The sequence below is a fragment of the Paenibacillus sp. 05T425 genome (assembly GCF_056396205.1).
In genome coordinates this window covers 1-18,776 of record NZ_JBFTLA010000001.1, presented here as the reverse complement: position 1 = coordinate 18,776, position 18,776 = coordinate 1, and the positions used below count along the sequence as shown (strand labels likewise).

Here is an 18,776-nt window from a genome sequence, read left to right as displayed (position 1 = left end):
TATGACCTGCCGGGACAGCCGCAACGCTATCCGTTCAACTTGCTCTACTCGTGAATTTCCGTCAACAGCTTGCCGAGCGCATCAAGCGCTTGCTCTTCCTGCTCGCCGTCAATTTCAAGCGTCACTTCCTCGTTTGCAGCGATACCGAGCGTAAGCATGCTCAGCGAGCTTTTGCCGTTTACTTTTTTGCCTTTATTGATAAGGGTGATCTTGCAAGGAAAGGTGCTTGCGGTTTGCACGAATGTTTTGGTCGGACGGACATGAAAGCCCGTCGGATTAAGAATGGTGAAGGTTTTGCTGACCATTATGAATTCACTCCGTTTCTCATCTGTTCTACAAGTTGCGTAATTTCTTGCGTGCTGCGCATCCGAAGCGCTTGATCGGCATAACCGGACCAGTGCGCTTGATCAAGCTGGCCAATGAGCTCCCTTGATGGGAGGATGGAACCGGCGCTCATGCTGAATTCATGCAGGCCAAGACCAAGCAAGAGCGGAATAGCCGTAGCGTCGCCCGCCATTTCGCCGCACATGCCGACCCATTTGCCTTCCGTCTCCGCCGCTTGAATAACGAGACGAATCAAGCGCAGCAAGGAAGGGTGCCAAGGCTGGTACAGATAGGCCACGTTTTCGTTCATGCGGTCAGCAGCCATTGTATATTGAATCAAATCATTCGTTCCAATACTGAAGAAATCGACTTCCGGAGCGAACAAGTCGGCAGAGACGGCTGCGGCCGGAATTTCGACCATCATGCCTACTTCGATATGCTCGGCCAGCTGTACGCCTTCGGCGATTAGCTTCTGTTGTTCTTCCGCGAGCAGCCGCTTGGCCTCCAGCAGCTCTTCGAGCACGGCGATCATCGGGAACATGATTTTCAGGTTGCCGTAACGGCTTGCCCGAAGCAGCGCCCGCAACTGCGTGCGGAACAGGTCCTGTCTATCCAGACAGAGACGAAGCGCCCGAAGTCCAAGGAAGGGATTGCTTTCCCTCGGAAGATCCATATACGGAAGCTCTTTATCGCCACCGATATCCAGCGTCCGGATAACGACCGGCTTAGGGCTCATTTTCTCAAGCGCATATTTGTAGCTGGCGAACTGCTCCTCCTCCGTAGGAAGAGAATTGCGGCCCATATATAAAAATTCCGTGCGGAAAAGTCCGATGCCTTCGGCCCCGTTGTCGATGGCCTTTTGAATATCCTCCAGTTTACCGATATTAGCCGCAAGCTCGACCTGCTTGCCGTCACTGGACAGCGTCGGCTGATCCTTCAGCTTCGCCAATTCGATTTTTCGCTGATCGTCCTGTTGCTTCTTTACTTGATAAGTTTCAAGCTCATTGGTAGTCGGATTAATAAGGATGAGTCCTTCATTAGCATCCATGATCACGACGGTATTGTCCGGTACGGCATAAATCGCTGCGCCTGCACCTACGATTGCGGGTATTTCCAGCGAGCGGGCCATAATGGCGGAATGAGAGGTGCGGCTGCCGACCTCGGTAATGAATCCGCGAACGAGAGCCAGATTAAGCTGGGCCGTATCCGAAGGAGTCAGATCCCGTGCAACAATAACGCATTCTTCTGTTAGATTGGCCAAGTCCATATGCGGAACACCTCGCAAATGACTCATTATTCGGCTCGAAATGTCCTCTATATCAACCGCGCGTCCGCGGAGCAATTCGTCCTCCATCGATTGCAGCAGCTCAATAAAGGATTGAGCTGTTTCATGTAACGCGAATTCGGCATTAATGGCTTCATCCGTTATTTTCTCTTCAATGGCATCAATGAGATCCGGATCCTCAAGCAGCATAAGATGGCCTTCGAAAATCTCAGCTTTGTCCGCTCCAAACCGCTCTTCAGCGGCGTCCCGGATGACTTCCACTTCGCCTCGGGAGACGGCTACAGCTTCACGGAACCTTGCAATCTCCTGTTTCCCGTCCGCAACGGCAGTCCGGACCGGAACGAAGCGCTCCGAAGTAAGGAAGAAGGCGGGTGCGACCGCGATGCCGGGCGATGCGCCTATCCCTCTCAATGATTGTGTCATCGTTCGATCATTCCTTTCCGTGCCGGACCCATTGTCCCAGCTGTTGATATTGCTCCGCCGTACGCGCATGAAGAGGGCTCTGCCCGCTTAACCCCGTATACTCCGTTATCGTCTGATGAATGCCATGTTTCTTAATCGCTTCCTGCAGCTCAACGGCCTCCGGATCATCCGAATAGTCGAAGTGCAGGGCTGCTGCCATGGCGTTGGTCAAATGCGTAACGGTTATCCCGCATTGGTTAGCGAGCGAAGCCGGCCGCACAAGACGGTCTTGCGGCGATAACTTCCGAATCGGTGAGCGGCCAATCCGGACGATTTCGTCAACTAAATAAGGGTTAATGAAGCGCTCAAGTATTTGCTCGATATATTGCGAGTGCGCCGCTTCGTCGAATTGATAGGTTTGTATGAGTGCGGCACCGGACTCCTGCAGCGCTCCTCTAACCTCAGCCACGATGGTCGGGTCCTTCATCGCTTCCTGGATAGTCGTATAGCCCTTCAAGTAGCCATGATAAGCGGCGCAGCAATGTCCGGTATTGACCGTAAACAGCTTGCGCTCGATATAGGGCTCGAGCTGATCCACATAGTGGACGCCGCCGATTTCTTGATGTCCGGGCAGCACGATAGAACGATCGATCGTCCACTCATAGAATGGTTCAACCGTAACCAGCAGCGGATCCTCGTTTTGCTGAAGCGGCACGATCCTGTCTACCGCAGCGTCCGGGAAAGCGACAAGTCGGTCGGCCAGCGTCCGATCCTCAGTCGACAGGTGTTCATAGACCAAATGCTTAAGCGTCGTACTGCCGCCTAAGGCGTTCTCGCATGCAATAATATGAAGAGGCTCCCGGCTGCCCGCTAACCTAAGCTCGATTCCCTTAGCGATGGCGGCAGCAATATGCTTCAGAACCGATACACCGACGGCGGTCGTAACAAGATCGGCCTCTGCGATCGTTCTGGCGACCAAAGATAGATGTTTACCGTTAATGGCGGTAACTTGATCGACAAGAAATGTGTCAGCCTGCTCATTGGCAAGCTTGACGGTATATTGCCGCTTCATCTGCAGGAGGGAAACGAGAGCATCGTTTACATCCACGAAAGCAACCTCATACCCTGATTGATGCAGCAGCAGACCTATAAAACCTCTGCCGATATTGCCGGCTCCAAAGTGAACGGCCTTCATTCCTGCATCCCCGCTTCGAAAATAGATATGAGTTCTTCCTCCGTAGAAGCATTCATAATGCGCTGCATATCCTCTTCTTCAGACACGAGCATAGCGACGTTCGTCAAAATATTCAAATGGTCGTCACCTACCGCCGCTAAACCGATAATTAATCGAGCGGGTTCATCGCCTTCAAAGTCTACGCCTTCGGGTACAGTAAGAATAGCTATGCCTGTCGAGCGGATAAAAGCCTTCGACTCATTCGTACCATGCGGCATGGCAAGACCTCCTCCGATATAGGTGGACAGATCATCCTCTCGCTCAAGCATTTTGCCGATATATTCCGAAGGTACGTGTCCTGCGTCAACAAGCAGTTGCCCGGCCATGCGAATGGCTTCGTATTTGTCTTTCACATTTACATTCAGTTTGATTTTTTCTTTCGCTAAAATAGTCATTGCTTACTCTCTCCAATCCATTTTGTTTTTATATACTGTTCCAGCTTCTTTGATATGAAAGCTTTGATGCTTGCTTTATCGCCATTTTCCAGTATCGCAATCATTTCCGGCAGCAGCAGCATCGCGCTTATTTCGCTCAGCACTTCCAAGCTGGACTTATCCAGCTTGGAAGGTCCCAGCATCATTAATACTTGTTTAACCTTTATCGTTTCATCATCGTTAAGAAGCAGGGACTGATCGTAACGGTACAAGGCGAGCAGCGGCTCTTGAAGCCATTCGCTTCGGGTATGGATTAAGGCAAGCTCCGTATCCGGAATGACAAGACTGCCTTGCTGTTCTCTTGCCAGCAGTTGCGCAGCTATTTTCTCGCTATGGGCCAAAATGTCCGGCTTCCCAATCATCGAGATCATCGGCAGAAACTGTGTTTCTAACTTCAATCGCCGCTCCGAAATGGACAAATCATGAACGGTGAAGCTTTCGAGCAGCCGTAGGATGCTGCCGGAATATTGCTGCAGCAGTGTCAAACGATCCATTGGCGACTGTATAGACGGCTCTGACTCAGCGGCGTGAGAGAGCTTCTTTAAGGTCGTGCTCTCAATATAAGAGCGAAGCTTATCCGTTTCCTCTTGGGTAAGTAGAGGGCTGAGCTTAATGTACTGGCCTGAATCCAAAGGCAGGTCGACGGTCGATATGACCAGGTCATATTGATTCGAAGGCAGTCGTGCGGCTTCGTACCAAGAGTAATGACCCAATAATTCGATTTGCGGCAGCTTCTTCGTTATTCTTACGGCGAGCAGCTTAGATGAACCGATGCCGCTCGTACAAACGAGCACAGCTCTAATTTTTCTCGGGAATTGTTTTACGCGTTCAATGGAAGCGCCGAAATGCATAACAATATAACCGACTTCCTCGTCAGGCACGACAATTGAAGGGATAACCTCATTCACGCCTTGCCGGACCGTGGCGAATAGCTGGGCGTAATCCTTCTTAATTGGCGCCAGCATCGGATTACGTATCGCGATGCCGTCTCTAATCCGCTGAAAGGCCTTTTTTATATGTTGAATTAACCCTTCTAAGAGCGAGCGGTCTTCCAAAAGCGGTATTTGCAGATGATCCTGGGCGTAACGGATCAACAGCGTCACAGACTCGATAATTGACATATCGTCGTGATGGATCAAGAGACTGCTTTCAAAAAAAGCGTTGTTGTCGAGCAATCGGGAAAGGTATCGTTGTTCTTCTAACGGAAGCTGTATATCAAGCAGGTCCAGCAGGCTTCTTAGCAAGCCGATTTCGCCGCCAGTGCCATAATCGTCCGATAGAATCAGATGGTTGTGTTCTATTCGGGTTAACGCAACCGACAGTTTAATAAGCAGTCGGGTGTAATCGGCTTCGGATAAGTCGTTTGGCCAATCGTCGTTCAGCTCCCATAATGCCTGTTCAAGCTTCTTGAAGTTATCCTTGCCGATCATGTCTAGAAGCTGTGCCGTTACAGGATTGGTCTGCGAAACCGTATGGTCTGCGAATTGCCCGAATAAATCGGAATCGTCAAAAAGATTGAGCGCAAGCAAACTAATGAAATGACGTTTCGCTGTTTCAGGGCCAATGAGTTCAACGCCGTAGCCTCTTTTACGGACAAGGGTTAATCCTTGCTTGATAATGGATTGTTCCAGCTCATCAAGGTCGTGGCTGATGGTCGGCATCGTCACGCGCAGCTCGTGAGCGAGCGAGAACAGCTTAATGGGTTCGTCATGCTCAAGCAGTCTGCAGAGAATCAGGGCCTGCCGTTCTTCTGCCGAATATTCGAATGAATCGGTTCTGTCGAATGATTGCTTGAAGTACTCCAGTGTATCCGTGTCGGCTTCGATCCGGATGCCAAGTCCAGAAATTTTATGAAGAAGAATACCGTTTGCGGCTAACAACCGTTCAATATCGTTAAGCTCGCGATGGATCGTCCTCGTGCTCGTTCCGACGATAGCCGCTATATCGGCCACGGTGATTTCATGCTTCCGCTCGAGCAGAAGCACAATAATACGGCGCTGCCTGGTAGACGCTTTTATATGAATCATCCTCCTCCCGAGGAATGAGCATAACGCCGACATGACTCTGTCAGCGTTAGGTAGAGTAGAATTAACTTAGTCTTTGTACGAGCAAATCATACTCTGGACTTTTGAGAAAATTATCGATCGAAATATGCTCCGCATCCGGAGCCTTTTGCCGCGCGCGGTCGGTGAGCGTCTTGTGTGTAATTACGATGTCGGCATCGGCCGGAATATCATTGATTGCCGTATTAATGACCGTGATCGGTAAATCCGCAGCATTTATTTTTTTGCGTAAAATGGAAGCGCCCATCGCGCTTGAACCCATGCCTGCGTCACAGGAAAAGACGATTTTGTTTATTTTCGCCTTCGTTGGCTTCGCCGACTGCGAAACAGACGGAGCTGCCGTACCTTTGGATTCAGCTTTCATTTGCTGAACTTTGTGCGCAGCGAGCTCAAGATCGTTCTCTGAATCATCCGCTTGCTTGCTTGTTTTCAGCAGCAGCGCAGCGACTAGGAACGAGACGATCGTGGCCACTACGACACCGCTAAACATCGCGAGGAAGCCGCCTTTAGGCGTCATCGTAATGTAGGCGATGATACTGCCCGGCGAAGGAGCGGCGACAAGACCGGCACCGAAGATGGAGAAGGTGAACGTTCCTGACACGCCTCCCGCGATAGCGGCAAGAATCAAGCGCGGGTTCATGAGAATGTAAGGGAAATAGATTTCATGAATACCGCCGAAGAAATGGATGACGACAGCGCCCGGAGCAGACTGTTTGACTATGCCTTTACCAAAGAGCCAGTATGCGAGCAGGATGCCAAGACCCGGACCGGGATTGGATTCCAGCATGTAAATGATCGATTGGCCTGCTTTGGATGCCTGATCAAGCGCAAGCGGTCCGAGAATGCCGTGATTGATCGCATTGTTCAGGAACAACACCTTTGCCGGTTCGATCAAAATGTTAGCGAGCGGCAGCAATCCCGTGTTAATTAGGAATTCGACGCCTTGTGCAAGCAGCTTGCTGAAGGTTTCGACTACAGGTCCGATTCCTTTGAAAGCCAGCAGCGCGAGTCCACCGCCGATAATGCCGGAAGAAAAGTTGTTGATCAGCATCTCGAAACCCGAAGGGATTTTGCCTTCAATGGATTTATCGAATTTTTTGAGCACCCATGCGGCAAAAGGTCCAACGATCATCGCGCCGAGAAACATCGGAATATCTGATCCTACAATAACCCCTGCCGTTACGACCGCACCAATGACGCCGCCCCGCACGCCATGAATCATTTGACCGCCGGTATAACCGATGAGTATAGGGAGCAAATAAGTGATCATCGGTCCGACAAGCGTTGCCAGACTTGCGTTCGGAATCCAACCTGTCGGTATGAATAAAGCCGTTATGAGTCCCCAAGCAATAAATGCGCCAATATTCGGCATGACCATGCCGCTTAGAAAACGGCCAAATCGTTGAACGGAAACTTTAACGCCACCGGATGCCGGTTTATCTGATATCAGTTTACTCATGCAGCAACCTCCCATTTTTTTAATTTATTCGTTGGTATAGTTCACTTCCAAAACCTAATTTAATCCTAAAGTACAGCGCTTACATATTCAATCATTTGAAAAGCAGGTTACGTCATGATGACTGTTGACATCATTTTTCTATTTGCTTGGATTCCGGGTAGTTGGATTATTACAATTATTCGCGGCAAATTGCAATAGGATCTATCCTATCGTTTCAGTAAAATGGGAAGGAAGAAGCAACAGGATGGGAGGAATGAGCCGTAATGGCATACGTGTCGATATGCACGATATCCGATATTGAAGGCGCTGTCATCGATCCATGAGGACGTTGATAATATGAACGATTGCAGAGAGAGGGCAAAAGGATGAATCAGCTAATCGTATATGATGCGCCCAAGGGGGCGGCAAGTAACGACGATTTTATGGTGAGTGTAAGAGTGCCGGGCGGTGAGTGGCAGGAGCTGTTCGTCTACGAGGCGAAGGTGGATATGCATAACGTGAGACGTGCTTCGATGGTTTATTTCGATATGGATGGAACAGTAGAGGTCGCTATCCTATCCAAGCATCTAGTTGTCGAACAAGTAACTATCCGGCCGTTATCGTATGAAATTCCTTTCGAGCAGCAGGGAAATCGGGTCATCTTCAAGCTGGACCGGCCGCGCAAGCTAGCTATTGAAGTGAACGGTGAGCGTTTTGCGAACCTGCACGTGTTCGCGAACAAGATCGATCAAGCTCCGCCGCAGCCAACCGATCCGAACGTACTTATGCTAAAGCCGGCCATTCACCGGACGGAAGATATTTACCGTCTGGCGGCAACGCCAAACGAAACAAGCGGCAAGGCGCCTGACACCATCTATTTTGCGCCGGGCATGCATTACTTGGAGGAAACGCTGCTTCGCATTCCTTCCGGCACAACGGTATACGTTGCAGGAGGTGCAGTCGTGGTAGGCTCTTTCCTCTGCGACAACGTAAAGAATGTAACGATAAAGGGCAGGGGCATCGTCTACTTGTCGGACTTCCATCGGTTCTCGGCATTCCGCGGCGTACGGATTGTGTTCTCAAGCGATATCAGGGTCGAAGGCATCATTACGCTCGATCCGCCGCATTACAGCATCTATATTGGCAAGTCTCGGAACATTCATATCGAGAACTTCAAGTCGTTCAGCACGAGAGGCTGGTCGGACGGCATCGATATGATGGCCAGCGAGAATATTGTCATCGATGATGTATTCCTCCGCACATCGGACGACAGCATCGCGATATACGGAACGAGATGGGACTTTGTCGGCGACACCCGCAACGTAACGGTACGCAATTCGACGTTCTGGGCTGACGTCGCGCATCCGCTTATGATCGGAACACACGGCGACTATCATAAGAACGGCGATACAATTGAAAATATCGTTTTCGAAAACATAGATATTCTCGAGCATCACGAGCCTCAGCCGAACTATTGGGGGGCGATGGCGATTAATGCCGGGGACAAAAATACGGTGCGGAACGTCAAATACTCGAATATCCGCGTTGAGGATTTCGAGCTCGGTCAGCTATTCGATATTCGCGTCGTTTGGAACAAGGATTACAATCCGGTAGCAGGAAACCGCATCGAAAACGTGGAGTTCCGAGATATTACATACAACGGCCGCAACGAGAATCCATCGCGCATTTACGGATTTGACGAAGAGCGGATCGCTGCAGACATCCGTTTCATCAATGTCCGAATCAACGATAAGCTCGTAACGGATGCGGAGAGCGGGAATTTCGACCTGAACGATTTCGTTAAAGATGTGTCGTTCGGCTAGCATAATAAGAAGAAAACCTCATCCCCACGAACCTGGGTTCACGGGCAGTGAGGTTTTCCTGCTTTTATTGTTCGAATTTGTTTTCCGTCTCGCAAGCTTCATCGACTGCGGATTGGAATTCCTCTTCATTGCGGGAAGCAAGCTTGTCGCCGTATTGGTCCAAGCGGTCTGGGCTGCTGGAAGGTCCATCGTTATCGGGCTTATTGTTTCTTCCTGACATTGTGCCATTCACCTCCGTTTTTAGAGAAGATTGATTCATGAACAACTTTATTGTTGTTCCAAATCGCAGCGTTATTTATGCACAGCAATCGGTCGTAAAGGCACAAAAAATAGCGGGTTAACGAACTATGATAGAATAGAGGTTATGATTGTTTAGATTAGGGCATATACGCGATTTCGCCTCTTTTGCTACGATTATTTTGTACACAGAAATGAAAATGAGGGGGAATCGTTTTGAAAAATAATAAATGGATCGCGTTAGTGATGATTGGTATTATGACTACGGTAATCGGATGCTCATCAGGCAATGGAAGCGATAATGCCGGAAACAATTCCAATGCGACCGGAGAAGGTACGGAATCCGCACAAAACGCCGACGGCAAATTCGAACCGCCGATTACGATCACGACCGCTCGTCCGGTAGGTTCCGATTATACGTTCATCAATGGCGAGGATATTAACAACAATATTCACAACAAATGGACGAAGGAAAAGCTGGGCATCGAAATCAAGGATCTGTGGAACACGACCGATAATGGCGCCTATCATACGAAGCTTAGACTTTCCCTGACGACGCAGGATCAACTTCCGGACGTGTTCATCGTTCAGGATCAGAACCTGATTGCCGATCTCATTCAGTCGGGCAAGGTGAAGGATATCTCGAAGGATTTCGAAGCGTATGCCAGCGATCGGATCAAAAAGCTGTATGAGGAAAACAACGCATCGCTGAATCAAGTGAAGAAGGGGGAACAGCTTCTAGGTCTTCCGATCTTCTCGGCTGGCGACGGAACGAATCCGGTCTTGTGGGTACGTCAGGACTGGCTCGATAAGCTGAACCTGAAGGCTCCGACAACGATCGAAGAATTCGAAACGGTGATGGACGCATTCACCAATCAAGATCCGGACGGCAACGGCACGAAGGATACGTTCGGCTTCAGCTTGTCCGGAAGAAACGGCTTCTCCAATTGGATGTCCGACGTAAGCTTTGTCTTCGGCGCCTATACGGGCAAGTTCATTCCCGGCACTTGGCAGCAAGGAAGCGACGGCAGCTTGAAATACGGGTCCGTGCAGCCGGAAATCAAGAGCGGCCTAGGCAAGCTGCAAGAATGGTATAAAAAAGGCTACCTTGATCCGGAGCTAGCTGCCATTGACGAAGTGAAAGCGACCGAAAGCTTCATCCAAGGCAAGTCGGGCATGATTGCCGCTCCATTCTGGGCGATGGGCTGGCCGCTCGGAGACGTAGCGGGAACGAACCCGGACGCGAAGCTAAGAGCGTACCCGTTGCCGACGGGATCGGACGGTAAATCGGCTCGTTATACCGGCTATATCAACGAAGGCAAAGTGATGATGTTCAACAAGGATTTCGAACATATGGACGCATTCTTCTTGTACATGGACAAAATTTACGACAATCAATTCGAAACCGGCGACTTCAAGGACGGATTTTTTGAAGGCTACGATTACGCGATCGTCGACGGCAAGCCGGAATATGATTCTAAGAAGTTCCCGACGCCGCTTGAGGCGGCTGCATCATCGAGCAAATACAACTTGTTCTGGAACGTACCTGCTATCCCTTTCCAAGGATCAGCGAACTATGATTACATGTTTAACGGCGGAGAGCCAACCACGAGAGCGCATAGAGAAATTATGATTCAAGATCCGGAGATGGTACGTGCTGGAGCACTTAACTATCAAATGGCCGGAATCAACGCGCCAACCGAATTTTTGGGAGCGCCGACCGAGACGATGAGAAACAAAGGCGATAACCTGAAAACGATGGAGCTTGAGACGTTCGCCAAAATCATCTACGGCAACGAGTCCATCGATAAATTCGATTCCTTCGTTGCGGATTGGAAGAGCAAAGGCGGCGACCAAATCGAGAAAGAAATCAACGAATGGTATAAGAGCGTGAATCCGTAAAGACAAAACAGGGGCTGCACCGGAGGAGTTGATTCTACGGGGGCAGCCCTTTTGCATATTATCGATTGCGGAAGTTCTGAGGCGTAAGCTGATGGAATTCTTTGAAAATATGGATGAAATATTGCGTTTTCTGATAACCGATTTCCTTGGCGATATCGGAAACTTTTTTGTTCGTGCCCATGAGCAGCTCCGCGGCTTTCTCCATTCGAACGCGCAGGATGTAAGTAGACAAGCTTTCGCCGGTTTCCTTCTTGTACAATCGGGACAAGTAGACGGGATGCAGATAGACATGCTCGCTGACCCTTGTGAGAGAGACGTCCTCGTGCAGATGAAGCGCGATATACTCATGGATCTGGCGAATAATATGGTTGCGGTTAGGGGTTGATTCCTGCAGCGAGCGCTTGAACTGGTCGATGATCGATAACGCCCACTCCATGATCGCATCCGTCGATTTGAAATAAAACGATTCGGGCTGCAGGGGATGACCGACAAGGTCGGCGAACGAATCTCCTTGTTTGTGCGCAATGTAAGAGAAGCTGCTGAACAAGTAATAAACGATCTCCATAAGCTGCTGCTGCGATTGGCAAGGGGGACTGTTCAACTCCGCCATAATAAGCTCCAGCTTGCGATTCACTTCCTCCCAGCGTCCGGTCTCCATCAACTGCTGGATGGTAGGCGACTGATGAAGCTGCACGAGCGGCTTCAGCTCCTTCCGTGGCTCATCTTGATCGAGTGTCCGCATGACGCCGCTGCGCGTTCCGATAGAACGGCCGAAGCCGTTAAGTGCCAGCAGGTATTGACGATATAGCTCGTGCCGGTAGGGAAAAGCGCTCGTGAGCAGGATGGAAACGGGCCGTTTCATGTATTGCAGAACGGCCTGCTGCAGGTCGCAGGTACGTTGCTGCAGATGCTCATGTGAACCGAATCGTTGGATGGGAAGCAGCAGGACAATGAATCGATAGGAATCTTTGCATGACCAAAGGGACGGAATGTCGTTTATTTTGCCGTATAAAATTTCCTCCGCCATATTGAGCAAGCCGTAGCTGAACAGCTCGAAGTCTTCCCGCGTTGCTTCCTCGCTTCCCGTTTCAATTCGAATCAACGCAAGCGCGCACTCCTCATCCGGTCCGATTGGCAATTGAAGGGCATGCAGATGCCGCTGCATCTCATCCGGCCCGTATTTGCGGCCCAGCAGCAGATCAAGCAGCAAATGCTCGCGCATGCGGTGAATGCCCAGTTTCACCATGTCGTTAGCGGCCGATAAGTGCTCGCTTTGCCTCTTCTCCTCGTCTATGAGGACTAGAACCTTCTGCAAGCAGGAGACGACTTCATCCTCGGTCACGGGCTTAAGCAAATAATCGGCAGCCCCGTGCTGCAGCGCTTTCCGGGCATATTCGAACTCTGAATAACCGGATAACAGCACAACCTTAAGGTCAGAATAGTCTTCGCGCAATACCGCGAGCAGCTCCAATCCGCTCGTCTCGGGCATTTTAATATCGGTTACGACGATTTGCAGCTCGGTGTTCCGGGCAATCTCGAGAGCCTCCTCGGCCGAGCCGGCCTTATATATGGTTATATCGCCAATTCGTGACCAAGGGATCTGCTCCTCCAAAAAATCAAGCACGTAATCCTCGTCATCCACTAATAAGACGTTCATCTCTTTGACCCAGCTCCCTATGCGATAGTTGTAGATGAAGCGTAACCCGCAAACCGCCCCATTCGTTGACCGAGAAAGTTAGTCCGGAATGGCCGCCGTATCGGTTCATTAACCGGTTATGGACATTGCTTAGTCCGCAGCCCATTCCATCGCCGGCAACGCTGCTGCCGTGTACGCTATCGATAAGCGACTGAAGCTTCTCTCCCGGCAACCCGTGACCGTCGTCGTCGACGTGAATCAAGTACTGGTCGCCGCGCGCAATGCCCTCGATATGAACTCTTCCGGACGTCCTTTTCTGTTCGATGCCGTGCACGATCGCGTTCTCGACGATCGGCTGCAGCAGAAGGGTCGGCACCGAAAGGTTAAGCATGGCGGAAGGGATATCGATTTCGTAAGACAGCCGCTTGTTGCGAAGCGACTGCACCTCCAAATAGCTTTCGATGAGCCGGATTTCGTCCTCGAGCGTCGTTATCGATCCTGCCTTGCGGGTGATATACCGGTAGAACTCGGACAAGTTCTTGGCCATCGAAACGACGGCCGCGGGCGATTTGTTCGCCATGCTCACGATATAGAACAAGCAATTATATAGAAAATGGGGATTGATCTGGGACTGCAAATGCTTGTACTCGGCTTCCCGCGTCCGTACCTTCTCCTCGTACACGTTCTCGATCAACGACTGTATGCGCGAGGCCATCTCGTTGAATCGCTCGAACAAATAGTCGAATTCGTTGTTCGTCCTTACCGTGGCTCTGCTGGCATAATCGCCGGAGCCCAGCGCTTCGAGCTTCCGTACCAGATAGCCGAACGGCTTGCGGAAATGGCTGTAAAACAAATAAGAAATCATGATGCCCGCGACGGCAAGGAAGGCGAGGCTTCCATTGACAAGCCAGTTCACTTTTTGCAGCGGCCCAAGAAACTCGTCCAGCCGAATGTAACTGACGAGCGTACCGCCGAGCGAAGGACTGAACACGAACTGAACCAAATATTGCTCGCCGTCCGCCCCCATAACGGAAAGCTTCGGATGAGTGATTGCGTCGGTATCGAGCTCGCCTTGTTCGATTAAATGCATGGCCAAATCCATATCAACGTTGCTGCTCCGAATAATGTCCGCGCCAGGAAAATAGAAAAACGACGTGCCGTTGCCGGATGCGTCAAGCCCGGTCAATACGGAGGTCAAATAACGGCTTGATATCGCAGTCTCGACGACGGATACGGTATTGCTTAGATCGGGCGCCGCGATCGCCGGGAAGGAGAACAATAAGCGGAATGAAAGCAAGCCCTCGTTGTTGTCTACGATCCACCGGTTCATCGGCTTATTGGCGAGCTGCTCGTAATTGTAGGGCAATGTGCCTTCCGATGTAATCGATTCCTCAATGGACGGCCAGTGTACCGTTAGTTCAGAAATGAGAGGCTCGGCCTGGCTTTGCAGCACCAGCTTTTCCTCGATCGTTTTGCGCATGAACAGGTGGTTCAAATATTCCGGAAAATCCGATGAGCTGGCATAACCTCTGATCGTGGAATCGTTGACAAGCATCAGCGTCTGGGTTTCGAGCTGGCGAAGCGACTGTTCAAGCTGCCCCATCGTAAATTCCAACTGCTTGGCCGCCGATTCCTCGAGCGTATGCTTGACTACTTGTTTACTTGCTTCATTCGCATAGGCAAATAATAGAGTTGCGGGAATAAGAAGCAGAGCAAGCATAATGAGCAGCTTTTGAAATATTTTATATTTTATCACGCTGGGCACCGCCTATTTCGGATTTAACCAAAGAGGTTATGAGAGTGGTTATAGATGTTAAGACCTTATCATAGGTGGGCTCCAGGCCCGTTGATATAATAGTAGCAGAAGTAGATGAATGCGCAATCATGGGAAATGAGAGAGGGGAAATACGCATGGAAAGCGGGATTGGAAAGCAGGCGACAACGCCTACCGCGATCAATAGGGAGTCGAAATGGTTAAGGGGACTTAAAAAAACATGGCCGCTGCATTTGCTCATCTTGCCGGCTACGGTTATCGCAATCGTCTTTCATTATTTTCCTATACTCGGGCTCGTAATGGCCTTTCAGGACTATAAGCCATGGCTTGGTTTCTTCAAGTCGGATTGGGTAGGATTCAAGCATTTCGAGTCTTTGTTTATGTTCGACGAGTCCGTGCAAGTGATCTGGAACACGCTTATTATTTCCATACTTAAGATCGTATTCGGATTGTTCGTACCGATCGGTATCGCCTTGCTGCTCAACGAGGTTCGCAAGGTCGGAATCAAGCGCAGCATCCAAACGCTCGTCTACCTGCCGCACTTCTTGTCATGGGTTATTCTAGGCGGCATCTTAATCGATCTGTTGTCGGTCAAGGGCGGTTTGGTGAATCGAATGCTGACAGACTGGTTCGGCATGGCGCCGATCTTCTTCCTGGGAGATGGTGATTGGTTCCGATTCATCATTGTAGTCAGCGATATATGGAAAGAATTCGGTTTCGCGATGATCATTTATTTGGCGGCTATCGCCGGCGTAAATCCGGCTCTGTACGAGGCGGCTGAAGTAGATGGAGCGACGCGATTCCAGCAAACGATCCATGTAACGTTGCCGGTCATGCTGCCGATCATCGTCGTCGTGGCGACCCTTCAGCTAGGCAATGTCCTTAACGCCGGCTTCGACCAAATATTCAACCTGTATAATCCGCTCGTCTACAGTAAAGGCGATGTCATAGACACGTTTGTCTACCGATCGGCGATGCTTAAAGGAGACTTCAGCTTCGCGACGGCAGTCGGACTGTTCAAATCGATCATCAGCTTCGTTCTGATTATCGTCTCGTACCGATTAGCTTACCGGTTCGGCAACTATCGGATTTTCTAAAGAAAGAGGAGAGAGCGAATGTATCACAAATCTACCGGATATCGAATGTTCAGCATCTTCAATCATCTCTTCCTGATCGCGCTATCGTTGCTGTGCATCCTGCCGCTTATGCATGTGCTAGCCGTATCCTTCAGCGGAAAGTCGGCGGCAACGGCGAATATCGTCAATCTATGGCCGGTAGACTTCACGTTGGAGTCTTACGAGAAAACGATCAATAATCCGGCTTTCATTCGGGCTTTATTTTATTCACTGTACCGGACTTTGTTGGGGACAGCAATCGGCATGGCGGTGATCGTATTTGCCGGATATGCGCTGTCCAAGCGCAATGCCGCGTTCAAGAGCCGCAACGTCTACATGTGGTTTTTCGTATTCACGATGCTGTTCTCGGGCGGTTTGGTTCCTGGTTACATCCTTGTTACCGAGCTGCATCTCATTAACACGATCTGGGCGCTTATATTGCCGACAGCGCTTAGCGTATACAATATGATTTTGCTCATGAACTTCTTCCGTACGATACCAGCCGAATTAGAAGAAGCGGCGCTCATCGACGGGGCGGGCTTGTTCCGGATCTTGTTCAGCATTCACTTGCCCGTGTCGATGCCTGCGCTCGCGACGATTACGCTATTCACGCTGGTCGGGCATTGGAACTCGTGGTTCGACGGCCTGATCTATATGATGGATACAAAAAAATACCCGCTTGCGACTTTCCTGCAAACGGTTGTCGTACAGCAGGACTTCAGCAAAATGAGCATCAATCCGCAGGATATGGAGAACCTGTCGCAGCGGACGGTTAAAGCGGCGCAAATTTTTATCGGCGCGCTGCCGATCCTGCTCGTCTACCCGTTTCTACAGAAATATTTCGTCAAAGGCATCGTGCTCGGCGCGGTGAAAGAATAGACAAGGAGCTGATCGCGAATGGACTTTCAAATTCCGATAGAGGCGTTCCGTCCGGAACCAGGTACGGTTATGGAAATGGAGGGCGAGAGCGGGTTTCGAATCCTAACGTCGCCGAATGGCGGCGGTTTGCAGCTTGCTGCGGAGGCTTGTCCCGTCAATGCGTGGGAGGACTATGCGTATTTGGCTGCCGACGTCTACCATGAATCCCATGACGTCCTCGTCGTGTTGTTCACGTTCGAAGATGCATCCGGCAGATGGATTGCCGTTCATTACGGCATATTGCCGAGGGTAACAACGAGAATAGCTCTGCCGTTGTCGGCGCTGAACGGCGAGAAGCTGTTCCTCGATCGTTCGCCGGGCGTCATGCAATCGGTGCTCCGGGGGGATGCATTCGTCGACCGAAACCGAATCGTGCGATTCGCGTTATCGACGATTCCATCCGTTACGCCGCGAAAGGTGGAAGTATCCGGTTTAACGTTGCGCCAAGCCGTAGAGCCGATTGCATATGAACCTTCGCCATATATTGATGAACTGGGGCAGCTGCTGGGTAAGGAATGGGAAGGGAAGATGCAAAGCGAAGCTCAGCTCATCCGCGCGTTAAGAGAGGAATGGGAAACATCGCAATCAAGCGAGGAGTCCCCTCTTCGCACGAATCTTTCGCCTTACGGCGGTTGGAAGAAACTGCGATTCGAAGCATCCGGATTTTTCCGAACGGAGCATGACGGAGAGCGGTGGTGGTTCGTCGATCCGGACGGCTATGCTTTGTTCAGCACAGGCATGGACTGCATCCATCCAGCGGAAACTGCTCGACTCGAAGGCATGGAGCCTCTGGTTCCGGAGCTTCCTGCACGAGAGGGGGAGTTCCGCGACGCTTGGTCCAGCCGCGGGTACAGCTTCGGTATCGCCAATTTGATTCGCGCATTCGGCGCGCAGTGGCGGGACAGATGGACGGACCTGACGGAATATCGGATGAAATCGTGGGGGATGAATACGATCGGCAACTGGTCAAGCGCCGAGTATATTCGCAGCTCGGAGCTGCCTTACGTGTATCCAATGGAACGTTTTCCTACTACGGCGAAGACGATATTCCGAGACTTCCCGGATGTATTCTATCCGGAGTACGATGCCAATGCGGCGCTGTTCTCTAATCAGTTAATTGGAATGCGGGACGATCGCCGGCTTATTGGGTACTTCATGCGGAACGAGCCGCAGTGGGCGTTCGTTGATGGGTTAAATCTAACTGAGCAAATGCTCAGATCGCCCGTCCGATTCCTGAGCAAGGAACGCTTCGTAGATCGGATGAAGGAGAAATACAATGCATCTGTCGCTGCATTGAACACGGCATGGGGCAGCAGCTTCGGGAATTTCGAGCAGTTGTACGACGGCGTAAACATGGACTCGTTGCCTGATAGCGCTGATCGCGATGCAGACTTCGCGGCATTCAATCGTCTTATGATTCGGCGATACGTGGAGGTGCCGGCCAAGTATTGCAAGGAAGTTGATCCGCATCATTTGAACCTTGGCATGCGATATGCTTGGGTAGGGAGCGACGATATATTGGAAGGGTGCGAGGCGTTCGACGTGTTCTCGATTAATTGCTATCAATTCGAACCGGATCGGGCGTTCATCGAGCGTATCGGCAGTAAGCTGAATAGGCCGCTTATGATCGGCGAATTCCACTTCGGCGCGGCGGATGCCGGCATGTTGGCATACGGCATTCGCGCCGTTCCGACACAGGCTGATCGAGGACTGGCGTATCAATATTTCGTCGAGCAGGCTGCTTCCATACCGGAATTAATCGGCGTTCATTATTTTCAGTTAAACGACCAGGCCGTGCTAGGCCGCTTCGACGGGGAGAACTATCAGATCGGCGCCGTGGACGGCTGTCAGCAGCCGTATCGCCCATTCGTAGAAGCGATGCAGCGGACGCATGAGAGGATGTACGATATACGAATTGGCCAATTGTCACCTAGCTCGGTCTGTCCGAAAGAAATACCGAAAACGGGTTTCTGAATGTATTAGAGGGGATTTGTTCTTTTGAGTGGAAAAAGTCCAGCCAAACAGCTTTTTTTGAGTAATTAAGGATGGCGTAAAATTGTTTGTGTACCAAGATTTGTAGCCTAGTCAGGCAACAAAAAAGTAGGGTATTCTCGGGGTTGCTGAAGCCACCAGAGAAAGGACCCTACCGATGACTAATATACCCGAAAACATGCTTACTAATCTATTTGAA

At 50.6% G+C, this 18,776-nt stretch carries 14 protein-coding genes; 5 read left to right on the top strand and 9 right to left on the bottom strand.

The genetic code is table 11. From position 1 onward, the window contains the following. Positions 1–44 precede the first annotated feature (44 nt). From AC1DF0_RS00070 to AC1DF0_RS00045, 6 genes are all read right to left on the bottom strand, one after another. Positions 45–305, bottom strand: a complete 261-nt coding sequence (locus AC1DF0_RS00070; RefSeq protein ID WP_442050935.1) for an HPr family phosphocarrier protein — start codon at positions 303–305, stop codon at positions 45–47. Further along, a complete protein-coding gene (gene ptsP, locus AC1DF0_RS00065) occupies positions 305–2,032 on the bottom strand; it encodes a phosphoenolpyruvate--protein phosphotransferase (RefSeq protein WP_442050936.1) in 1,728 nt (575 codons plus the stop codon). Before ptsP ends, AC1DF0_RS00070 begins: the two co-directional genes overlap by 1 nt. A gap of 7 nt (positions 2,033–2,039) precedes the next feature. Continuing rightward, positions 2,040–3,206 carry a mannitol-1-phosphate 5-dehydrogenase gene (locus AC1DF0_RS00060; RefSeq protein WP_442050937.1) on the bottom strand — a complete coding sequence of 389 codons (1,167 nt, stop codon included), beginning with the start codon at positions 3,204–3,206 and terminating at the stop codon, positions 2,040–2,042. Beyond that, a complete protein-coding gene (locus tag AC1DF0_RS00055) occupies positions 3,203–3,640 on the bottom strand; it encodes a PTS mannitol transporter subunit IIA (protein ID WP_442050938.1) in 438 nt (145 codons plus the stop codon). Before AC1DF0_RS00055 ends, AC1DF0_RS00060 begins: the two co-directional genes overlap by 4 nt. After that, complete coding sequence (locus tag AC1DF0_RS00050) at positions 3,637–5,706, bottom strand: BglG family transcription antiterminator (RefSeq protein ID WP_477572653.1); 2,070 nt, start codon at positions 5,704–5,706, stop codon at positions 3,637–3,639. The genes AC1DF0_RS00055 and AC1DF0_RS00050 overlap by 4 nt, the downstream gene beginning before the upstream one ends. 61 nt (positions 5,707–5,767) lie before the next feature. Beyond that, positions 5,768–7,201, bottom strand: a complete 1,434-nt coding sequence (locus AC1DF0_RS00045; RefSeq protein ID WP_477572652.1) for a PTS mannitol transporter subunit IIBC — start codon at positions 7,199–7,201, stop codon at positions 5,768–5,770. A gap of 365 nt (positions 7,202–7,566) precedes the next feature. On the opposite strand from AC1DF0_RS00045, the gene AC1DF0_RS00040 reads away from it, so the two are divergent. Next, on the top strand, positions 7,567–9,003 hold the full coding sequence (locus tag AC1DF0_RS00040) for a glycosyl hydrolase family 28 protein (protein WP_442050941.1): 1,437 nt from the start codon (positions 7,567–7,569) through the stop codon (positions 9,001–9,003). Between the two features lie 64 nt (positions 9,004–9,067). Here the strand turns inward: AC1DF0_RS00040 and AC1DF0_RS00035 are convergent, their stop codons facing one another. Further along, positions 9,068–9,223 (bottom strand): hypothetical protein, encoded by a 156-nt coding sequence (locus tag AC1DF0_RS00035; RefSeq protein WP_477572651.1) that lies wholly within the window; start codon positions 9,221–9,223, stop codon positions 9,068–9,070. Between the two features lie 233 nt (positions 9,224–9,456). On the opposite strand from AC1DF0_RS00035, the gene AC1DF0_RS00030 reads away from it, so the two are divergent. Continuing rightward, a complete protein-coding gene (locus AC1DF0_RS00030; protein ID WP_477572650.1) occupies positions 9,457–11,142 on the top strand; it encodes an extracellular solute-binding protein in 1,686 nt (561 codons plus the stop codon). Positions 11,143–11,200: 58 nt separating this feature from the next. Here AC1DF0_RS00030 and AC1DF0_RS00025 read toward each other — a convergent pair whose 3' ends face one another. Both AC1DF0_RS00025 and AC1DF0_RS00020 read right to left on the bottom strand, forming a co-directional pair. Further along, positions 11,201–12,799 carry a response regulator transcription factor gene (locus AC1DF0_RS00025; RefSeq protein WP_477572649.1) on the bottom strand — a complete coding sequence of 533 codons (1,599 nt, stop codon included), beginning with the start codon at positions 12,797–12,799 and terminating at the stop codon, positions 11,201–11,203. Beyond that, entirely contained in the window at positions 12,777–14,534 is a 1,758-nt protein-coding gene (locus AC1DF0_RS00020; protein WP_477572648.1) for a sensor histidine kinase, read from the bottom strand. The genes AC1DF0_RS00025 and AC1DF0_RS00020 overlap by 23 nt, the downstream gene beginning before the upstream one ends. Positions 14,535–14,689: 155 nt before the next feature. Here AC1DF0_RS00020 and AC1DF0_RS00015 point away from each other — a divergent pair, with 155 nt between their 5' ends. Genes AC1DF0_RS00015 through AC1DF0_RS00005 form a run of 3 tightly spaced genes read left to right on the top strand, consistent with a single transcriptional unit; the run spans position 14,690 to position 18,559 of the window. Then, a complete protein-coding gene (locus AC1DF0_RS00015; RefSeq protein WP_477572647.1) occupies positions 14,690–15,649 on the top strand; it encodes an ABC transporter permease in 960 nt (319 codons plus the stop codon). A gap of 18 nt (positions 15,650–15,667) precedes the next feature. Continuing rightward, positions 15,668–16,546, top strand: coding sequence for a carbohydrate ABC transporter permease (locus tag AC1DF0_RS00010; protein WP_442050946.1), 879 nt, complete (start codon positions 15,668–15,670; stop codon positions 16,544–16,546). Positions 16,547–16,564: 18 nt separating this feature from the next. After that, positions 16,565–18,559, top strand: coding sequence for a hypothetical protein (locus AC1DF0_RS00005; protein ID WP_477572646.1), 1,995 nt, complete (start codon positions 16,565–16,567; stop codon positions 18,557–18,559). Positions 18,560–18,776 lie beyond the last annotated feature (217 nt).

What these genes read in the sequence shown, in the direction of transcription:
- AC1DF0_RS00005 (WP_477572646.1), top strand. Translation starts at nt 16,565, where the DNA reads ATGGACTTTCAAATTCCGATAGAGGCGTTCCGTCCGGAACCAGGTACG.
- AC1DF0_RS00035 (WP_477572651.1), bottom strand. Translation starts at nt 9,223, where the DNA reads ATGTCAGGAAGAAACAATAAGCCCGATAACGATGGACCTTCCAGCAGC.
- AC1DF0_RS00050 (WP_477572653.1), bottom strand. Translation starts at nt 5,706, where the DNA reads ATGATTCATATAAAAGCGTCTACCAGGCAGCGCCGTATTATTGTGCTT.
- AC1DF0_RS00010 (WP_442050946.1), top strand. Translation starts at nt 15,668, where the DNA reads ATGTATCACAAATCTACCGGATATCGAATGTTCAGCATCTTCAATCAT.
- AC1DF0_RS00015 (WP_477572647.1), top strand. Translation starts at nt 14,690, where the DNA reads ATGGAAAGCGGGATTGGAAAGCAGGCGACAACGCCTACCGCGATCAAT.
- AC1DF0_RS00045 (WP_477572652.1), bottom strand. Translation starts at nt 7,201, where the DNA reads ATGAGTAAACTGATATCAGATAAACCGGCATCCGGTGGCGTTAAAGTT.
- AC1DF0_RS00025 (WP_477572649.1), bottom strand. Translation starts at nt 12,799, where the DNA reads ATGAACGTCTTATTAGTGGATGACGAGGATTACGTGCTTGATTTTTTG.
- AC1DF0_RS00060 (WP_442050937.1), bottom strand. Translation starts at nt 3,206, where the DNA reads ATGAAGGCCGTTCACTTTGGAGCCGGCAATATCGGCAGAGGTTTTATA.
- AC1DF0_RS00070 (WP_442050935.1), bottom strand. Translation starts at nt 305, where the DNA reads ATGGTCAGCAAAACCTTCACCATTCTTAATCCGACGGGCTTTCATGTC.
- ptsP (WP_442050936.1), bottom strand. Translation starts at nt 2,032, where the DNA reads ATGACACAATCATTGAGAGGGATAGGCGCATCGCCCGGCATCGCGGTC.
- AC1DF0_RS00040 (WP_442050941.1), top strand. Translation starts at nt 7,567, where the DNA reads ATGAATCAGCTAATCGTATATGATGCGCCCAAGGGGGCGGCAAGTAAC.
- AC1DF0_RS00055 (WP_442050938.1), bottom strand. Translation starts at nt 3,640, where the DNA reads ATGACTATTTTAGCGAAAGAAAAAATCAAACTGAATGTAAATGTGAAA.